We start from the raw sequence: 19,854 nt of genomic DNA on the forward strand, positions 1-19,854 counted from the left end.
CGATATAACGCTCCGCAAATCCCCCGCCCCATTTTTGCTCAACCCATGCTCAGATAACGTGCACCCTCACAACACTTCACTTATTAAAGCCATAAAATTTAATGAGTTAAATTTTGGCACGCGCTTTGCTCTGTTGAATTCCATCTTGTATACCAGATGGAATTCAGACTATGACATCAATCACAGGGTTTACGCTGCAGCAGTGGCAGCAACACTATCAGCACGATGCTGAAGCCATCAGCGACACGCTGGAAAATCTGCTGGCAACGCTGTCCACCGACGATACCGCCTGGCTCTGTCTGGCGACTCCGGCGCAACTGCGCGCACAGATCGCGCCGCTGCTGGCGGCTTATCGCAAAGACCCCGCCGCTTTGCCACTGTTTGGCGTGCCGTTTGCGGTTAAAGACAACATTGATGTCGCCGGCTGGCCAACCTCAGCTGCCTGTCCGGCGTTTACTTATCAGGCAGAAACCGATGCCGTTGCCGTTGCCCGCCTGAAAGCCGCCGGTGCGGTGGTGTTAGGCAAAACCAATCTTGACCAGTACGCCACTGGACTGGTTGGCTGCCGTTCGCCGTTTGGCGCCGTTCCCAACACCTTCGATGCGGCTTACGTCAGCGGCGGCTCCAGCTCCGGCTCGGCCTCGGTGCTGGCCCGCGGTCTGGTAGGATTTTCACTCGGCACGGATACCGCCGGATCGGGGCGCGTACCCGCTGGTTTTAACAATGTGGTCGGGCTGAAGCCGACAAAAGGCTGGCTCTCCGCCAGCGGCGTGGTTCCCGCCTGCCGCCTTAATGACACCATTTCCGTCTTTGCACTGACGGTGGAAGATGCGTGGACAGTTGCGGATATCGCAGGCGGCTATGACGAAAGCGATGCCTATTCGCGCCGCAATCCGGCGCTGGCACCAGCAGCCATGCCCGCCGCTGCGCGCTTCGCCATTCCGGCCAGCCCAACTTTCTTTGACGATCGGCAGGCCGAAGCCGCCTGGGAAACGGCGCTGGCGGCGCTGCGCGCGACCGGGGCCAGCCTGCATCCGATCGATTTTACCGCTTTTCATCAGTTGGCCGACCAGCTCTACGACGGCCCCTGGGTGGCAGAACGCACCGTAGCCGTCGGCGAAATGCTGCAACATCCGGAAAATATGGATCCGGTGGTATATGACATCGTCGCCAGCGGCGAGAAATACAGCGCGGTGGAGACCTTTAAAGCCGAATACCAGCGGGCCGAACTGACACGCCAGATTCAGCAAACCCTGAGCCAGTTTGATGCTTTGGTTGTACCCACGTCACCGACCATTCATACCCTCGAAGAGATGAAGCAGGAGCCGGTGCGCTACAACTCACAGTTTGGCACCTACACCAACTTTACCAATCTCGCCGACCTCTCGGCACTGGCGCTGCCTGGCCCGTTTCGCGCCGATGGCCTGCCAGCAGGCATCACGCTGATCGCGCCCGCCTGGCACGATCGGGCGCTGGCAACCTTTGGACAGCGCTGGCAGCAGCAGCAAGCGCTGACGCTGGGCGCCACCGGGAAACCTCAGCCTGCCCATCACCTCTCCCTGCCCGATTCCGCGCGGCATGTGCGGGTAGCGGTGGTCGGTGCTCATCTCAGCGGTATGCCGCTCAATCATCAGTTAACCACGCGTCACGCGGTGCTGGTGGAAGAGACGCAAACTGCGGCCTGCTATCGCCTCTGGGCGCTGGCGAATACCCAGCCGCCAAAGCCCGGCCTGGCGAAGGCGGAGGGTGGCAAAGCGATTACCGTCGAGCTGTGGGATATTCCGCTGGCGCGCTTTGGCGAATTTGTTGCAGAAATTCCTGCCCCTCTGGGTATCGGCACCCTGACGCTGGCTGATGGCCGGTCGGTGAAGGGCTTTATTTGTGAACCGGCGGCGCTCAACGACGCCACGGAAATCACCGAGTTTGGTGGCTGGCGTAACTGGCTGGCGCGCAAGGAGACAACCCATGTTTAAAACCGTTCTGGTGGCTAACCGTGGCGAAATTGCCTGCCGTGCTATCAGCACGCTGAAACGTCTGGGGATGACCAGCGTCGCGGTCTATTCCGCTGCCGATAAAAATGCACAGCACGTGAAAGATGCAGATATCGCTATCGCCCTCGGTGGCGATAAGCCGGGCGACAGCTATCTGCGCATAGATAAAATTCTTGCTGCCGCACAGCAGACCGGCAGTGAAGCGATCTGGCCGGGCTACGGCTTCCTGTCGGAAAGCCTGCCGTTTGCTGAGGCCTGCGAAACGGCCGGTATCGCTTTTGTTGGCCCCACCGCCGAGCAAATTGGTGAGTTTGGCCTGAAGCATCGCGCGCGTGAACTGGCGGCCGCCGCTGGCGTACCGATGACGCCCGGTACGCCATTACTCGCTTCGCTGCAGGAAGCGCTGAGCGCCGCCGACCGAATTGGCTATCCGGTGATGTTGAAAAGCACCGCTGGCGGTGGTGGCATCGGCCTGACCCGCTGCGCCGACGCCGCGGCGTTGAGCGCCGCGTGGGAAAGCGTACGCCGGCTTGGCGAACAGTTTTTCAGTGATGCTGGGGTATTTCTTGAGCGCTGCATTGATCGCGCCCGCCACGTTGAAGTGCAGATCTTTGGCGATGGCAAAGGTCGGGTGATCGCGCTGGGTGAACGCGACTGCTCGCTGCAGCGCCGCAATCAGAAAGTGGTGGAAGAGACTCCGGCCCCTAATTTACCGCAGTCTACCCGCGCCGCGCTGCTCGACTCAGCGGTTAAACTGGGGGAACTCGTAAACTATCGCAGTGCCGGTACGGTGGAATATATCTACGATGCCGAACGCGATGAATTTTTCTTTCTGGAAGTGAACACGCGTTTGCAGGTCGAGCATCCGGTTACCGAATGCGTGACCGGGCTGGATCTGGTGGAGTGCATGCTGCGCGTGGCCGCCGATGATCCACTCGACTGGCAGGCGATGAGCGCTGCGCCGCAAGGGGCGTCGCTGGAAGTGCGTATTTACGCCGAAGATCCGTTAAAAAACTTTCTGCCCAGTCCGGGCGTGTTAACCGAAGTCTGCTTTCCGCAGGATGTGCGCGTCGACGGCTGGATCAGCACCGGCACCGAGGTTTCCGCCTTCTACGATCCGATGATCGCCAAATTGATCGTCCACGCCGACAACCGCGCAGCAGCGCTGGCAAAAATGCAGCAAGCGCTGAATGAAACCCGACTGCACGGCATTGCCACCAATCTCGACTATCTGCGTCAGATTATTGCCACCGAAGCGTTTCGCGCCGGAAATGTCTGGACCCGGATGCTGGACAGTTTTACCCCGCAAGCCAGAGTGATTGAAGTCATACAGCCAGGCACCTGGAGCAGCATTCAGGACTATCCCGGCCGCCTCGGCTACTGGGATATCGGCGTACCGCCATCTGGCCCAATGGATGATTTCTCTTTCCGCCTGGCGAACCGCATTGTCGGCAATGCTGAAGAAGCCGCCGGGCTGGAATTTACTCTGCAAGGCCCGACGCTGCGCTTTCACAGCGATAGCATTATTGCCCTGACCGGTGCCGCCTGCCCTGCCGATATCGACGGTGTGGCGGTCGATTACTGGCAACCGCTGACGATAAAAGCCGGGCAAACCCTGACGCTTGGCCGTGCGCAGAACGGTTGCCGCACCTATCTGGCGGTACGCCATGGTTTTGATGTGCCGGAATATCTCGGCAGTCGTTCTACTTTCGCGCTCGGTCAGTTTGGCGGCCATGCCGGGCGCACGCTGCGTGTCGCCGATATGCTGGCCATTTCACAGCCAGAGCTGGATGCCTGCACCACGCCAGCGCCGGTCAGCGAGCCGCAAGCAATGGATCCTGCACTGGTGCCGGAATATGGTGATGAATGGCGCATCGGCGTGCTGTACGGGCCGCACGGTGCACCAGACTTCTTCAGCCACGCCTCCATCGACGAATTCTTTGCCAGCGAATGGCAGGTGCACTACAACTCTAACCGCCTTGGCGTGCGCCTGGTAGGGCCGAAACCGGTCTGGGCACGTGCCAACGGCGGCGAAGCCGGTCTGCATCCATCAAACGTACACGACTGTGAATACGCAATCGGCGCGGTGAACTTTACCGGCGACTTTCCTGTGATCCTGACGCGTGACGGGCCGAGCCTCGGCGGCTTTGTCTGCCCGGTGACTATCGCCAAAGCAGAACTGTGGAAAGTGGGCCAGGTGAAACCCGGCGATCGTATTCGTTTTCATCCGATTAGCATCGAAGAAGCGCTGGCGCTGGAAAAAGCCCAGACCAGCTCAGTCGAACGTTTAGCGCCAACGGCTTTGCCCACGTTTGCCCTGCCCTCGCTGGCAGAGACCACCCAGGGGTCGGCCACTCTGCTGGCGGCGCTTGAGGCTACCGCCACAACCCCATCTGCGGTTTATCGTCAGGCTGGCGATAACTACGTTCTGATTGAGTATGGCGACAACGTGCTGGACCTGGCGCTACGCCTGCGCGTTCATCTGTTGATGAGTGCCATTCAGGCCAGCGCGCAGCCGGGCATTGAAGAGCTTTCGCCGGGCGTGCGTTCGCTGCAAATTCGCTATGACAGCCGGATTCTTGGTCAGAAACCGCTGATTAGTATGCTGCTGACGCTGGAACAGCAACTCGGCGATGTCAGCGAGATGAAAGTGCCGTCACGCATTGTCTGGCTGCCGATGGCGTTTGAAGACGGCGCCACGCTGAGCGCGGTGGAACGTTACCAGGAAACGGTTTGCAGCACTGCGCCATGGTTGCCAAATAATGTTGATTTTATCCAGCGAATTAACGGGTTATCGCGCCGTGAACAGGTCAGCGAGATGATATTTGCTGCCAGCTATCTGATTTTGGGACTCGGCGATGTCTATCTTGGCGCACCGTGCGCGGTGCCGATCGATCCACGCCATCGCCTGCTCAGCTCGAAATATAATCCGGCACGAACCTTCACCGCTGAAGGCACCGTCGGCATCGGCGGTATGTATATGTGCATCTACGGCATGGATTCGCCCGGCGGCTATCAGCTGGTGGGCCGCACTTTGCCAATCTGGAATAAATTCCTGAAAAACGACCAGTTTACCGCCGGTGAACCCTGGCTGCTGCGCTTCTTTGATCAGGTACGTTTCTACCCGGTCAGCGAAGCCGAACTGGACGTGCTGCGTGAAGATTTCCGCGAGGGCCGCGCCCAGATCGCTGTCGAACAGACAACGTTTGATTTCGCCGAACATCGGCAATTCCTTGCCAACAACGCGCAGGCGATTACCGATTTCCGTCAGCATCAGGCCCGTGCTTTTGAGGCTGAGGTCTCCCTGTGGCAGCAGGAAGGAGAAGCTGCGCCGCTGACCAGCGAAGAGAATCTCTACCCGCCACCAGCCGATGACGGTGCGCTGCCGGTCAGCGCCGATATGAACGGCAATATCTGGAAAGTGCTGGTGAAACCAGGTGATGAAGTGGCAGAAGGCCAGCCGCTGATTGTCGTCGAAGCGATGAAAATGGAACTGGCAATTCATGCACCGCAGGCAGGTCGCGTGACGCGTATTGCCTGCCAGCCTGGTCGTCCGGTTAGCCCGGGTGACGCCCTGCTGTGGCTGGAATAAGGAGCGAATGATGCAACAGGCCAGCTTTCACCAGAAGCGCGGTAAAGGTCGCCCGGAAGTGCTGGCCGAGCGTATTTACCAGACGATCAAAAATGACATTTTCGACTTTCGTCTAATGCCAGGCGACCGCTTTAGCGAAAGCGAGATCGCGCAACGCATGGCGGTCAGCCGCACGCCGGTGCGCCAGGCGTTGTTCTGGCTGGAACGTGAAGGCTATGTCGAAGTGTGGTTTCGCAGCGGCTGGCAGGTGCGGCCGTTCGATTTTGAATATTTCGAAGAACTGTATGACTTGCGCATCGTGCTGGAGCGCGAAGCGGTGCGCCGCCTGTGCGGAATGCCGCCGGGGCGCTGCGCGGAACGGCTGGCGGATCTGAAAACATTCTGGATCGACCAGCCACGGCTGGAAGAGGGAAAAGCCGTCTCACTGCATGATGAAAGCTTTCATATGGCAATGGTCAGTGCCGCAGGTAACAGTGAAATGGCGCGCATTCATGCCGAATTAACCGAAAAAATTCGCATTATTCGCCGCCTCGACTTTACCCGTGAGGATCGGGTTGATGCCACTTATCGCGAGCACGCCGCCATTTTGCTGGCGGTGTTAACCCAACAAACCGAGGAGGCGCAACGCATCCTGACCGCTCACATTTCAGTCAGTAAAGCCGAGGTCAGGAAAATCACCTTACATATGCTTCAGCAGGCCAGGCGGCAAACCGCATCACCAGAATAATTCTAACCACTACTTTATAAGGGTTTTGTGAGATGAAAAGACGTTCACTGTTAAAAGCATTCGCACTTTCCGCCACGGTAGTCAGCATGGGGATGGCATGGGCAGCTCAGGCGGCAGAGACGATTAAAGTCGGCATCATGCACTCTCTCTCCGGCACCATGGCGATATCGGAAACGCCGCTGAAAGATGTCGCCTTGATGGCGATTGATGAAATCAACGCCAAAGGCGGCGTGCTGGGCAAACAGCTGGAACCGGTGGTGGTTGATCCGGCCTCAAACTGGCCACTTTTTGCTGAAAAAGCACGCCAGTTACTGACACAGGATAAAGCGGCGGTGGTGTTTGGCTGCTGGACGTCGGTATCGCGCAAATCGGTACTGCCGGTGTTTGAGGAGCTGAACGGCCTGCTGTTCTATCCGGTGCAGTATGAAGGTGAAGAGATGTCGCCAAATGTGTTCTATACCGGCGCGGCACCGAATCAGCAGGCGATTCCGGCGGTGGAATACCTGATGAGTGAAGACGGCGGCGAAGCGAAGCGCTTCTTCCTGCTCGGCACCGATTATGTTTATCCGCGCACCACCAACAAGATTCTGCGCGCCTTCCTGCACAGCAAAGGCATTAAGGACGAGGATATCAAAGAGGTGTATACGCCGTTTGGTTACAGCGATTATCAGACCATTGTTGCCGATATCAAAAAATTCTCAGCGGGCGGCAAAACTGCGGTGGTCTCGACCATTAACGGCGATTCCAATGTGCCTTTCTACAAAGAGCTGGCGAATCAGGGAATTAAAGCTACCGACGTGCCGGTTGTCGCGTTTTCGGTCGGTGAAGAGGAGTTACGCGGCATCGACACTAAACCACTGGTCGGAAACCTGGCCGCCTGGAACTACTTCCAGTCGCTGGATAACCCCACCAACGCCAAATTCGTCGCCGATTATCGCGCCTGGGCCAAAGCACGTAAGTTGCCGAATGCCGACACCGTGGTGACCAATGATCCGATGGAAGCTACCTATGTTGGCATTCATATGTGGGCACAGGCGGTAGAGAAAGCCGGCACTACCGAGGTAGATAAAGTGCGCGCCGCGATGGCCGGGCAGACTTTCGTCGCGCCGGATGGCTACACCCTGACCATGGATAAAACCAACCACCATCTGCACAAACCGGTGATGATTGGCGAAATCGAAGATAACGGGCAGTTCAACGTGGTGTGGCAGACCGAACAGCCGGTTCGCGCCCAGCCGTGGAGCCCGTACATCGCCGGTAACGACAAGAAGCCCGATCATCCGGTGAAATCAGGACAGTAACCCTGGCACAACGCCCCCTCCCGCATTATGGGGAAGGGGTTCAAAGAGTGGTAATTATCATGACGCGAATACTTTTAATGCTGGTGCTGCTGATCGGCACGCCATTCGCCGCTCAAGCTGGCCCGGCGGCTGACTACGCTGCTGCCAGCCGCAGCGAACAGGCAAAACTGTTACAGCAATGGGCGGCTACGCCTGACGCCAGCCGCCTGCCGCTGCTGGAGGCATTACGCGCAGAGTCGGTGGTCATCGATCAGCATAAACAGCCGTTCAGTACTCTCAATGGTCAGCTGACGCCGCTTGAAGGCGATGCGAAACCCAGTGGAACCACTAAAAAACTGTTCACCAATAACCGATTGCGCGTATTAACGATAAACGCGCTGGCTTCACACCAGTTAGTCAGTGATGACGCTGCCACACGCCTGCGCGCCGCACGTGCATTGCAAAATGATGCGGTCGCCGATCAGTTACCGCTACTGAGCCAGCGGCTGGCAGCAGAACAAAATGCTGATGTTCACACTGAGCTGGCGATAGCGCTGGCTAATCTGCAACTGAGCGACGGCAATCCGCAGGTACGACTTAACGCGGTAAAACTGCTGGGTGAAAGCAGCGATCCGCAACGACAGGCCAGCCTGCAACGGCTTACTCAGCCTGGGAATGAAGCCAGTGCCGAGGTGCGCGCCGCCGCCGCTGCCAGCCTGCAGCAAATTAAACAGCGTCTGATGTGGGGCGATTTACTCGGCCAGGCGTTTACCGGCCTGTCGCTGGGTTCGATTTTATTACTGGCGGCGTTAGGACTGGCGATCACCTATGGCCTGCTCGGGGTGATCAATATGGCGCATGGCGAAATGCTGATGCTCGGTGCCTATGCCACCTGGCTGGTGCAGTCGATGTTCCAGCGTTTCGCGCCGGAGTGGCTGGCTTACTATCCGCTGCTGGCGTTGCCGGTAGCATTCTTTCTGACCGCCAGCATCGGCATGCTGCTGGAACGCACGGTGATTCGTCATCTCTATGGTCGCCCGCTGGAAACGCTGCTCGCCACCTGGGGCATCAGCCTGATGTTAATTCAGCTGGTACGGGTGCTGTTTGGCGCACAAAACCTGGAAGTGGCTAATCCGGCGTGGCTGTCAGGCGGCCTGCAATTACTGCCCAATCTGGTACTGCCCTACAACCGTATCGCGGTGATTCTGTTTGTCGCAGGGGTGCTGATCCTCACCTGGCTACTGCTGAACAAAACCCGCCTTGGCATGAATGTACGTGCGGTCACGCAGAATCGCGCAATGGCCGACTGCTGCGGCGTGCCAACCGGACGCGTCGATATGCTGGCATTCGGCCTGGGATCGGGCATTGCCGGGCTGGGCGGCGTGGCGCTGTCGCAGCTGGGCAATGTCGGCCCGGAGCTGGGCCAGGGTTATATCATTGACTCCTTCCTGGTGGTGGTGTTGGGTGGTGTCGGCCAGCTGGCAGGCACGGTAGTGGCTGCGTTTGGCCTCGGCATCCTGAACAAAGTGCTGGAACCGCAAATCGGTGCGGTACTCGGCAAGATCCTGATTCTGGTGCTGATCATTCTGTTTATTCAGAAACGACCGCAGGGGCTGTTTGCATTTAAAGGACGGGTAACTGACTGATGACACAACCCATCACACTGAGCGTGGCGCAAAAAGCACCGCGGCTGACCATCGGGATCGGCACTGTCTTGCTGCTGGCGCTATTGATCCTGCCGTTTTTCGCTTTGTTGCCCGCGAATAATCCACTGGCCATCTCCACCTATACCCTGACGCTGATCGGCAAGATCCTCTGCTATGCGATTGTCGCCGTCGCGCTGGATCTGGTCTGGGGCTACGCCGGTTTACTGTCGCTCGGCCACGGCTTGTTTTTTGCGCTTGGCGGTTACGCGATGGGCATGTACCTGATGCGCCAGGCGGCGGGCGATGGCTTACCGGCGTTTATGTCTTTTTTGTCGTGGAGCGAACTGCCGTGGTTTTGGGCGGGCACCCAGCATTTTGCCTGGGCGCTGTGTCTGATCATGCTGGTGCCCGGTCTGCTGGCGCTGATCTTCGGCTGGTTTGCTTTCCGCTCAAAGATCAAAGGCGTGTACTTCTCGATCATGACCCAGGCGCTGACTTATGCTGGCATGTTGCTGTTTTTTCGCAATGAAACCGGCTTCGGCGGTAACAATGGCTTTACCGGCTTTACCACCCTGCTTGGCTTTCCGGTCACCGCCACCAGCACCCGCATCGGGCTGTTTATCGCCAGCGTACTGCTGCTGATAATCAGCCTCGGCATCGGTTTTGCGCTGGCACGCAGTAAGTTTGGCCGGGTGCTGACAGCGGTGCGCGATGGCGAAAACCGTCTGATGTTCTGCGGTTACGACCCAAAAGGTTTTAAGCTGTTTGTCTGGACGCTGTCAGCCGTACTGTGCAGCCTCGCAGGGGCGCTGTATGTGCCGCAGGTCGGAATTATTAACCCTGGTGAGATGTCGCCAACTAACTCTATTGAAGCTGCCATCTGGGTTGCATTGGGCGGGCGCGGCACCTTGATTGGGCCACTGTTCGGTGCCGCTATCGTCAACGGTGCCAAAAGCTGGTTCACCATGGCTTTCCCTGAATACTGGCTGTTTTTCCTCGGCCTGATGTTTATTCTTGTCACGCTGTTTCTGCCGCGTGGTGTTATCGGGCTGATACGCCGGAGGAAGCATGACTGATCGGCTGTTTACTCAAACCCACCCGGCGGATCGCTTCCGCCAGCACAGCGATCCGCTGCTGCAACTGAGCAATATCAATGTCTCATTTGATGGCTTTCGTGCGCTGACCGACCTGTCACTAAATATTGGCGTTGGCGAACTGCGTTGCATAATCGGCCCAAACGGTGCCGGAAAAACTACGCTAATGGATGTGATTACCGGCAAAACCCGACCAGATAACGGCAAGATCACTTACGATCAGGACACCGATCTCACTACCCTGTCGCCGGTAGAGATTGCCCGCATCGGTATTGGCCGTAAATTCCAGAAGCCAACGGTATTTGAAGCGCTGTCGGTGTTTGAAAATCTGGAAATTGCGCTAAAAACCGATAAATCAGTCTGGGCTTGTCTGCGCGCCTGGCTCAGCAGCGAACAGCGCGATCGCATTGATGAAGTGCTGAAACTGTTGCGTCTTGGCGCTGAACGCGCACGCCCGGCCGGGCTGCTATCCCACGGACAAAAACAGTTTCTGGAAATTGGCATGCTGCTGGTGCAGGAGCCTCATCTGCTGCTGCTTGACGAACCGGCGGCCGGTATGACCGATGCCGAAACTGACTATACCGCCGAGCTGTTTCGCAGCCTGGCCGGCAAGCATTCGCTGATGGTGGTAGAGCACGATATGGGCTTTGTTGAAACCATCGCCGATCACGTTACGGTGCTGCATCAGGGCCAGGTACTGGCAGAAGGTTCATTGCGCGAAGTGCAGGCCAATGAACAGGTTATCGACGTTTATTTGGGGCGCTGAAATGTTACAGGTATCTGAACTGAATCAATATTATGGCGGCAGCCATATTTTGCGCGGGCTGTCATTTGAAACTCGTCTGGGTGAAGTGACCTGCCTGCTGGGGCGTAATGGCGTCGGCAAAACCACCCTGCTGAAGTGTCTGATGGGCTTAATTCCGGCAAAATCCGGCACCATCAGCTGGAATGATAAGGTGATTAACACACGTAAACCTCATCAGCGCGTACAGGCTGGTATCGCTTATGTGCCGCAAGGACGAGAGATTTTTCCGCGCCTGACGGTAGAGGAAAATCTGCTGATGGGGCTGGCGCGATTTTCAGGTAACGAAGCCAGACAGGTGCCCGACGAGATTTATCAACTGTTCCCGGTGCTGCAAGAGATGAAATCCCGGCGCGGCGGCGATCTCTCCGGTGGTCAACAGCAGCAGTTAGCGATTGGCCGTGCGCTGGCCTGCAAGCCACAGCTGCTGATCCTTGATGAGCCAACTGAGGGCATTCAGCCTTCGGTGATTAAACAAATCGGTGCGGTGATCCGCCAGCTGGCACAGCGCGGTGATATGTCGATTCTGTTGGTGGAACAATTTTATGATTTCGCCGCCGAACTGGCCGACAGCTATCTGGTGATGTCGCGTGGTGAAATAGTGCAACGCGGGCGCGGTGACACAATGGAAGCCGACGGCGTACGTGGATTAGTAGCGATTTAAGGTTATTAATAGTGGCGTAAAATGATTCCACACATTTACGCCATATTTATCTTGCCGATATCGGTGAATCAAAAATAGATTGCGGTATTAAATAGAGATAAACATATCTGATAAAATAATATAATTATCGATATCAAGTAATTTATTATTTATTAAAAAATTATACTATTTCATCTCATCTCTGCTAATTATTTATATACTTAATTTCTTTCACCGAAAATTCCCTCTGCCTTGACTGGAGGCGCACGCATGTCTGTGTATCCGTTAACTACCGTACAGCAAGCCGTTTGGATCGATCAACTGCTGACGCCCGCTACCCCTTGCTATAATATTGGCTGCGTCTGGCAGATCCCTCATCAGGTTGAACTAAAGTTATTTCAGCAGGCCATCGCGGAAATAATGCAGCAGCATGACGTATTGAAATTTATTTTATCCGAGACGGAACAGGGCACCGTTCAGAGTATCAGCCATATTCATCAGATGACATTCAGCCATCATGATTTCAGCCTCGCAGAAGAGGCGTTAAACAGTAGCTGGAAGAAAATCCGTCAGCTATTTATTCAGCCTTTTCCCCTCTATGATTGCCTGCTGTGGCGCTGCCACCTGATTAAGGTCAGCAATAATTTATCGCTGTGGCTGCTTAATGGCCATCATCTTATTGCCGACGGCTCCTCCATTGCTCTGCTCAGTCGACTGATTCTCGAGCGCTATCAACAGCTACTGAGCGGCGAACCATTGACTGCGCTGCCAATCGCCAGTTACAGCGATTTTATTGAGCATGACCGGCAGTATCTTGCCTCGCCGCGTTATCAGCTGGATCGCGATTTCTGGCTCAGTCGCTTTGCCGATGTTCCGCCCTCGGCGCTGGAGCGACGTCAGGGGTACAGCGAGGAGATGACCTGGCCCAGCAGCCAGATTAGCCAAAGTTTGCCGCTGGCGCGCTACCAACAACTCGGCGACTACGCCGAGCGGCACGGCGCTTCGGTGATGCACTTTATGACCGCACTGCTCGCCTGTTGCATGGGGAGATTATGGCAGGTTGAGGATCTTACCATCGGGCTGCCCATTCATAATCGTAACGGCGCACGGTTTAAACAGACGCTGGGCATGTTCTCGTCGATGATCCCGCTGCGGCTAAAGCTGGACGATCATCACCCCTTTCCGGCGCTGATGCAGCAGGTTGCCACTGAGCTGCGCCGTAGCTACCGCCATCAACGCTTCCCGATTGCCGAACTCAACCGGCATCTGCGCCTCGGTCAGCAGGGCCGTCGCCAGCTATTTGATCTCAGTTTTTCTCAGGAGATTTTCCTGACGGATATTGATATCGGCGGAGGCGAACTGAGAAGCGTAGCCATGCATCATGGTCATGAACAGACGCCGCTGACTCTCTATCTGCGCCACTATCATCAGGCGGCAGAGCCGCAGCTGGAATTTCATTTTAATCAGGCGTGGTTCAGCGAACAGGATGCCGGGCGCCTGGCATCGCGCATTGTGCATCTGCTGGAGGCGGTGCTTGATGCACCGCCAGAGCAACCGGTCGCCCTGCTGCCACTGCTGTTAGCGCAAGAGCAGCAGCAAATTTTGCACTGCTGGAATAATAGCGATCGTCACTGGCCCACGCCGTTAACCCTCCAGCAGTTTTTTGAGCAACAGGCAGCACGCACTCCGGACGCGATTGCGCTATGCGGTGACAGCGCGCCGCTCAGCTATGCCAGACTTAATCATCGCGCGAATCAGCTGGCATGGTTTCTGCGCAGTACCGACCTGGCGGCTGATGACCGCGTGGCACTGTGCGTTGAGCGCGGTGCACAGATGGTGATTGCGCTGTTGGCGATACTAAAAGCAGGTGCGGCGTATGTACCGCTGGACCCGCAGTATCCGCAAGATCGTCTGCGCCATATGCTACAGGACTGTGGCGCGAAACGGCTGCTGCTCGATGATGCCGGACAGCGGGCGCTACGGGCGCTGAATGGCGAAGGCCCGCTGGCTTATCATCTGTATGATGACCTGCCGCAATGGCAACAGCAGAGTATTGAGAATCCGCCCCCTCTTCCCGGCGATATTTCCCGCACGCTGGCCTATGTTATTTATACTTCCGGCTCCACCGGTCAGCCGAAGGGCGTGATGATTGAGCATCGCGCGGTGATTAACCGCCTGATGTGGATGCAGCACCGTTACCAGTTGTCACCGCAGGATACGGTATTACAAAAAACGCCGTTCAGCTTCGACGTCTCGGTTTGGGAGTTCTTCTGGCCGCTGATGATCGGCGCAAGGCTGGCGCTGGCGAAACCTGGCGGACATCAGGATCCGGCCTGGCTCAGTAAACTGATCGCCACAGAGCAGATCACGACGCTGCATTTTGTGCCCTCAATGCTACAGCTGTTTCTACGTTATGGTGAGATGGCCGCCTGTAGCAGCCTGAAACGTATTTTTTGCAGTGGCGAAGCGCTGCCGCTGACGACGGTGGAACGCTGCCATCAACAGTTGCCGATGGCCGAACTGCATAATCTGTATGGTCCTACCGAAGCGGCGATTGATGTCTCATACTGGCATTGCCAGCCGGACGATCGCCGTCCGCTGATTCCGATCGGTTTTCCGGTTGCCAATACCCGACTCTATATTCTCGATCGGCACCTCCAGCTGCTGCCAGCTGGCGTGCGGGGTGAACTGTATATCGGTGGTATTCAGCTGGCGCGCGGCTATCTGAATCTTCCGGCGCTGACGGCAGAGCGCTTTATTGCCGATCCTTTTAGTGACGATCCGCTGGCGCGGATCTACAGAACCGGCGATGTGGCGCGCTGGCTGGAAGATGGCAGTGTGGAGTACCTGGGCCGTAACGATTTTCAGATGAAGATCCACGGCTTGCGCATTGAAGCCGGTGAGATCGAGCAGCAGATCTGTCGCTTCCCGTCGATCGCCGATGCGGTCGTGATGGCCTGCGATCATCATGACGGTGATAAGCGGCTGGTTGCCTGGGTAATTGCCCCGCCGCAGCCCGATTTAACCGAACGACTGCGCGCGCATTTACGCGCAACCTTACCGGAATATATGCTGCCAGGCAGCGTGGTTGCGCTTGAGGCTTTCCCACTTTCTGCTAATGGCAAGCTGGATCGCAAACGGCTACCGCCACCGCAACCGGTGATAATCGGTAAAGCGTTTTGCCCACCGGCCAACCAGCAGGAGCAGCAGCTGGCTGACTGGTGGCAGTCGCTGCTGGGGGTGGATCGCATCGATCGCGGCGACGATTTTTTCGCCCTTGGCGGCCACTCGCTGCACGCCATTCAGCTACTGCTGCTGCTTAAGCGCGCGGGCATCAACGCCGAGATGAAAACGCTGTTTATCCATCCGACGTTGCAGGCGCAGGCACAGGCGATTCACCGTAATCAGGCGGCCAGTCCGGCCGGCCTCGCTGATAACACCCCGGTTGCCATGCAGAAATTGCTGCGACAGCTTAATCAGCCAGCCGACAATTTTGTGCTGATTCAGCCGCTGAACACCGCGCTGACCAGCAACGATCTGTGGATGATTCATCCGGCGGTAGTTGGCTGTGAGATTTATCGTGATTTAGCACGCGCGCTGACCGGCCACTTTAACGCCATCGGCGTCAATAATTACAATCTGTTTAATCATCCGCATATCAGCGCGCTGCCGGCGCTGGCCAGCTATTATCTGCAACATATCTGCAATTATGGCCTGCCGCGCCATAAAACGGTCAGGCTGCTCGGCTGGTCGTTGGGCGGGATTATCGCGCTGGAGATTGCCGCCCAGCTGGAACAGCGCGGCTTTAACGATATTCACGTCTGCCTGCTTGATAGCCTGTACCAGACCGAGGTCCAACAGCATATTGTTCCGGGCATGCTGGCACCGATTCTGGCGATGATGGGAATTACAGGCGAAGCCGCCCGACGTGGGCAGCAGGTGGAGCAGACCGAGATCAATATTAATAATCAGTGTCTCAGCGCGCCACTGCGCCACAGCAAAGTCACGCTGTTTAAAGCCACTGAGTTTGTTGATTTAAGCCTCTCTGGCGGCATTGATGGACGTGAAATTCTCGCGATTGCTGATAACGGTCTGGCGCAGATTTGTCCGCAGCTGCAGATCATTCCGCTGGCGGTGAATCACCATTCCATCATTCTTTGCCATCAGGAGATAACCGACGCACTGACTCAGCCACAATACGATGCCAGCAGCCGGATTTTCTGATGTGATACGCCTCTGCTCTGGTGGTGCGCGAGGTTTACGCGACGTTCTGATTAAAGGTAATATCAGGAACTTGCCTGTGATGGGCTGCGCGCGAAGTTCACCTGCATCGCATCATCTGGCAGAGGATACTCATTTAAGGAACGTCACCATGGAAACCCGGCGCGACGAGCGCGTGAATAAACTGGCGCAGGCGTTAAAGCGCATCGACAAGATCCATCTGAAGGACGCCGCACAGTTGCTGGCCGTCTCCGAGATGACAATCCGGCGCGATCTGAACGAGCAGCCGTCAACGCTGGTGCTGTTGGGGGGCTATATAGTCAGCGATCCGCGTAACAGCCATGGTCACTACTTTGTCTCCGATCAACAGTCACAAAACGTCAGTAAAAAGCAGCAGCTCGGCCAGCTGGCCGCGGCGCTGGTTAACGCTAATGACACGGTATTTTTCGACTGCGGCACCACCATACCGTATGTGATCGATGCGATTGACGACAGCCTGCCTTTCACCGCCATCTGCTGCGCAATGAACACCTTTCTCGCGCTGAAAGAGAAAAGTGCCTGCAACGTCATTCTTAGCGGCGGTGAATTTCATCCGGACAACGCGATTTTCACCCCGGTTGGTCACCACCACGTGCTGGATGTACTCTGCCCTTCGCTGGCGTTAATTTCTGCGGCGGGCATTGATGCGGAGCAGGGAGCCACCTGCTACAACGTCAATGAGTTGCAGATGAAGCACTACGCATTGCAGCGCGCTCAGCGCAAAGTGCTGCTGGCCGACAGCAGCAAATTCGGTAAAGTGCTGCCGGCGCGCATCGGCGAATTGCAGCTGTTTGACAATCTGATCAGCGACAGCGCGCCACCCCGAGCGCTGGCGCAAAAAATGAAAGAGGCTGAGGTTCAGGTCATGACCTGAGGCAGGCGGCCTCGCCTTTCGCCTCTTTATATAAAACCGTCTTTCGGCAAAATCGACAGATTCCTCCGGGCATCGGCTGTGATTAAAGGCGGAAAACAGCTAAACTTCGTCATCTGAGTGGGCAGTCCCGCCCCAACAACAACACAGACCATAAGAGGCTCATTTTAACGTGGCTCAATTCGTCTATAGCATGCATCGCGTCGGCAAAGTGGTTCCGCCGAAGCGTCACATTCTCAAGAACATCTCCCTGAGTTTTTTCCCGGGCGCAAAGATTGGCGTACTGGGTCTGAACGGTGCCGGTAAATCTACCCTGCTGCGTATCATGGCCGGTATCGATAAAGATATCGAAGGTGAAGCGCGCCCGCAGCCTGGCCTGAAGATCGGCTATCTGCCGCAGGAACCGCAGCTCAATCTTGAGCATACGGTTCGCGAATCCATCGAAGAAGCGGTGTCTGAAGTCGTCGGCGCGTTGAAACGCCTCGACGAAGTGTACGCACTGTACGCCGAGCCGGATGCAGATTTCGATAAGCTGGCAGCTGAGCAAGGTAAGCTGGAAGAGATTATTCAGGCTCACGACGGCCATAACCTCAATGCCCAACTGGAGCGCGCTGCTGATGCACTGCGCCTGCCGGACTGGGATGCGAAAATCGCTAACCTTTCCGGTGGTGAGCGTCGCCGCGTGGCGATTTGCCGTCTGCTGCTGGAAAAACCAGATATGCTGCTGCTCGATGAACCGACCAACCACCTGGATGCTGAATCCGTGGCGTGGCTTGAGCGCTTCCTGCACGACTTCGAAGGTACAGTGGTGGCGATTACCCACGACCGTTACTTCCTCGATAACGTTGCTGGCTGGATTCTGGAGCTTGACCGTGGTGAAGGTATTCCATGGGAAGGTAACTACTCTTCATGGCTGGAGCAGAAAGATCAGCGCCTGGCACAGGAAGCCTCTTCCGAAGCCGCTCGTCGTAAATCGATTGAGAAAGAGCTGGAGTGGGTGCGTCAGGGTGCTAAAGGCCGTCAGTCTAAAGGCAAAGCCCGTCTGGCGCGCTTTGAAGAGCTGAACAGCACTGAATACCAGAAACGTAACGAAACCAACGAACTGTTTATTCCACCAGGCCCACGCCTCGGTGACAAAGTGGTTGAAGTTAACGGCCTGAGCAAGTCTTACGGTGACCGCGTACTGATCGACGATTTGACCTTCTCCGTACCGAAGGGCGCAATCGTCGGCATTATCGGCCCGAACGGTGCCGGTAAATCAACCCTGTTCCGCATGTTATCCGGTCAGGAACAGCCGAACGGCGGCAGCGTCGAACTGGGCGACACCGTTAAGCTGGCTTCCGTCGATCAGTTCCGCGACGCGATGGATAACTCAAAAACCGTCTGGGAAGAAGTGTCCGGCGGCCAGGACATCATGCGTATCGGTAATACCGAGATGCCAAGCCGTGCCTATGTGGGCCGCTTTAACTTTAAAGGCGTCGACCAGGGCAAACGCGTTGGCGAGTTGTCCGGTGGTGAGCGTGGCCGTCTGCATCTGGCTAAGCTGTTGCAGGTTGGCGGCAATATGCTGCTGCTCGATGAACCTACCAACGACCTGGATATCGAAACCCTGCGTGCGCTGGAAAACGCCCTGCTGGAATTCCCTGGCTGTGCCATGGTGATCTCGCATGACCGCTGGTTCCTTGACCGTATCGCTACCCATATTCTGGATTACCAGAATGAAGGTAAAGTCGAGTTCTTCGAAGGTAACTTTACTGAATACGAAGAGTATAAGAAACGCACCCTCGGCGCGGAAGCGCTGGAGCCGAAGCGTATTAAGTACAAACGTATGACCAAATAGCATCTCTCTTCTGAACGGGCGGCGTGAACACCGTCCGTCAGGAAAACAGATGTCATCAACGGGTGGCGTTTACGTCACCCGTTTTTATTGCGGGCGGCGTCCGCGACTCCAGTAGGCCATAAAGCTGATGGTATCCTGTGATAATCCGCACTCGCCGATCAGATAGCGGCGCAGATGTTTTACCGAACGGGACTCCGCCGCGACCCAGCCGTGAAAACGGATATCCTCACTGGCGGCACGATCCCAAAGAATTTCGCCCTCAGCTTCTTCACGTAATGCCTGCCGCGTCAGCGCATATTCCGGCAGCCTGACGTGCTGCTGAACCGCACTCAGCAGGGCTTCGCCATAGCTGGCACCGCTCTCTTCACGCGGCAGCCAGTGCACTTCAGCAAAAGCGAACTGGCTCAGATCGATGCAGTCACTTCGCTTCGGCACTTCGAGGAAAATCTGTACCTGCGGTGGCGTCTTACGCAGTGCCAGCTGCTCAAGAATACCTTTCGCCGCCGGTAGCGCCGTCTCATCGGCGATCACCAGCGCGCGTTCTGCCTGCGGATCGGGTTTCCACTCGTAACCGCCGCTGTCATCGCAATGGTCGCGATTTGGCGCAACAATCTGCAATCCGTCACCCGGCTCTGCCGCCGCTGCCCAGGCTGATGCTGGCCCCTCCGTGCCGTGCATCACAAACTCGACTTCCATCTCGCCGGCATCGGCATTCACGCGGCGAATTGTGTAAGTGCGTGCAATCGGGCGGCACTCTGCTGCCATCGCTTTGGCCTGCTCCCACCAGGAGCCTTCAACTGAAAAGGCGGCGGGCGAGCCGTTCAGGGCGGGAAACAGCAGCTTAATGCGCTGATCCGGCGCGTCCATCTTCATATGCCGGACTTCTTCTCCACTGAACACACAGCACAGCATTGATGGAGAGAGCAGCTGTTTGCGTGCCAGCACCACATTGAATACACGATAACCCGGAACCGCTGCCATACACCCGCCTTTGATTGAGTCAGGAAAAATCTTAAGCAAGCAGAATAGCAAAGCCAAATGATAATGAGAATGCTTATTAAGTTGATCTGTTGTTGATTTAAGGTTGGCTGGCCAGCCTGGTCGCCAG

Annotated in this window: 12 protein-coding genes; 11 read left to right on the forward strand and 1 reads right to left on the reverse strand. The window is 56.5% G+C overall.

Annotated elements, in window-relative coordinates; genetic code table 11:
• Positions 1-170 precede the first annotated feature (170 nt).
• From atzF to ettA, 11 genes are all read left to right on the forward strand, one after another.
• Complete coding sequence (gene atzF / locus ACP3TC_RS18325) at positions 171-1,973, forward strand: allophanate hydrolase (protein ID WP_426816988.1); 1,803 nt, start codon at positions 171-173, stop codon at positions 1,971-1,973.
• Positions 1,966-5,583: an urea carboxylase gene (gene uca / locus ACP3TC_RS18330; RefSeq protein ID WP_426816989.1), complete on the forward strand. Its 3,618-nt coding sequence runs from the start codon at positions 1,966-1,968 to the stop codon at positions 5,581-5,583. Before atzF ends, uca begins: the two co-directional genes overlap by 8 nt.
• 10 nt (positions 5,584-5,593) lie before the next feature.
• Complete coding sequence (locus tag ACP3TC_RS18335; RefSeq protein WP_313857578.1) at positions 5,594-6,310, forward strand: GntR family transcriptional regulator; 717 nt, start codon at positions 5,594-5,596, stop codon at positions 6,308-6,310.
• Between the two features lie 32 nt (positions 6,311-6,342).
• Positions 6,343-7,611: an urea ABC transporter substrate-binding protein gene (urtA, locus tag ACP3TC_RS18340; protein WP_426816990.1), complete on the forward strand. Its 1,269-nt coding sequence runs from the start codon at positions 6,343-6,345 to the stop codon at positions 7,609-7,611.
• Positions 7,612-7,670: 59 nt separating this feature from the next.
• Positions 7,671-9,236, forward strand: a complete 1,566-nt coding sequence (gene urtB, locus ACP3TC_RS18345; RefSeq protein WP_313855584.1) for an urea ABC transporter permease subunit UrtB — start codon at positions 7,671-7,673, stop codon at positions 9,234-9,236.
• Positions 9,236-10,312 (forward strand): urea ABC transporter permease subunit UrtC, encoded by a 1,077-nt coding sequence (gene urtC / locus ACP3TC_RS18350; protein ID WP_426816991.1) that lies wholly within the window; start codon positions 9,236-9,238, stop codon positions 10,310-10,312. The genes urtB and urtC overlap by 1 nt, the downstream gene beginning before the upstream one ends.
• A complete protein-coding gene (gene urtD / locus ACP3TC_RS18355) occupies positions 10,305-11,096 on the forward strand; it encodes an urea ABC transporter ATP-binding protein UrtD (RefSeq protein ID WP_426816992.1) in 792 nt (263 codons plus the stop codon). The genes urtC and urtD overlap by 8 nt, the downstream gene beginning before the upstream one ends.
• Position 11,097: 1 nt before the next feature.
• A complete protein-coding gene (gene urtE, locus ACP3TC_RS18360; protein ID WP_426816993.1) occupies positions 11,098-11,796 on the forward strand; it encodes an urea ABC transporter ATP-binding subunit UrtE in 699 nt (232 codons plus the stop codon).
• A gap of 249 nt (positions 11,797-12,045) precedes the next feature.
• Positions 12,046-15,999 carry an amino acid adenylation domain-containing protein gene (locus ACP3TC_RS18365; protein ID WP_426816994.1) on the forward strand — a complete coding sequence of 1,318 codons (3,954 nt, stop codon included), beginning with the start codon at positions 12,046-12,048 and terminating at the stop codon, positions 15,997-15,999.
• 148 nt (positions 16,000-16,147) lie between these two features.
• Positions 16,148-16,909, forward strand: coding sequence for a DNA-binding transcriptional repressor DeoR (gene deoR / locus ACP3TC_RS18370; protein ID WP_313855575.1), 762 nt, complete (start codon positions 16,148-16,150; stop codon positions 16,907-16,909).
• Between the two features lie 169 nt (positions 16,910-17,078).
• On the forward strand, positions 17,079-18,746 hold the full coding sequence (gene ettA, locus ACP3TC_RS18375; protein WP_313855573.1) for an energy-dependent translational throttle protein EttA: 1,668 nt from the start codon (positions 17,079-17,081) through the stop codon (positions 18,744-18,746).
• Positions 18,747-18,830: 84 nt separating this feature from the next.
• Here the strand turns inward: ettA and ACP3TC_RS18380 are convergent, their stop codons facing one another.
• Positions 18,831-19,727, reverse strand: a complete 897-nt coding sequence (locus ACP3TC_RS18380) for a siderophore-interacting protein (protein WP_426816995.1) — start codon at positions 19,725-19,727, stop codon at positions 18,831-18,833.
• Positions 19,728-19,854: the final 127 nt, after the last annotated feature.

The sequence above is a fragment of the Winslowiella sp. 2C04 genome (assembly GCF_050037805.1).
Taxonomy (GTDB): Bacteria; Pseudomonadota; Gammaproteobacteria; order Enterobacterales; family Enterobacteriaceae; genus Erwinia; species Erwinia toletana_A.

Bases quoted from the DNA above. Each gene is read 5' to 3' on its own strand.
- atzF (WP_426816988.1), top strand. From the start codon at position 171: ATGACATCAATCACAGGGTTTACGCTGCAGCAGTGGCAGCAACACTAT.
- uca (WP_426816989.1), top strand. From the start codon at position 1,966: ATGTTTAAAACCGTTCTGGTGGCTAACCGTGGCGAAATTGCCTGCCGT.
- ACP3TC_RS18335 (WP_313857578.1), top strand. From the start codon at position 5,594: ATGCAACAGGCCAGCTTTCACCAGAAGCGCGGTAAAGGTCGCCCGGAA.
- urtA (WP_426816990.1), top strand. From the start codon at position 6,343: ATGAAAAGACGTTCACTGTTAAAAGCATTCGCACTTTCCGCCACGGTA.
- urtB (WP_313855584.1), top strand. From the start codon at position 7,671: ATGACGCGAATACTTTTAATGCTGGTGCTGCTGATCGGCACGCCATTC.
- urtC (WP_426816991.1), top strand. From the start codon at position 9,236: ATGACACAACCCATCACACTGAGCGTGGCGCAAAAAGCACCGCGGCTG.
- urtD (WP_426816992.1), top strand. From the start codon at position 10,305: ATGACTGATCGGCTGTTTACTCAAACCCACCCGGCGGATCGCTTCCGC.
- urtE (WP_426816993.1), top strand. From the start codon at position 11,098: ATGTTACAGGTATCTGAACTGAATCAATATTATGGCGGCAGCCATATT.
- ACP3TC_RS18365 (WP_426816994.1), top strand. From the start codon at position 12,046: ATGTCTGTGTATCCGTTAACTACCGTACAGCAAGCCGTTTGGATCGAT.
- deoR (WP_313855575.1), top strand. From the start codon at position 16,148: ATGGAAACCCGGCGCGACGAGCGCGTGAATAAACTGGCGCAGGCGTTA.
- ACP3TC_RS18380 (WP_426816995.1), bottom strand. From the start codon at position 19,727: ATGGCAGCGGTTCCGGGTTATCGTGTATTCAATGTGGTGCTGGCACGC.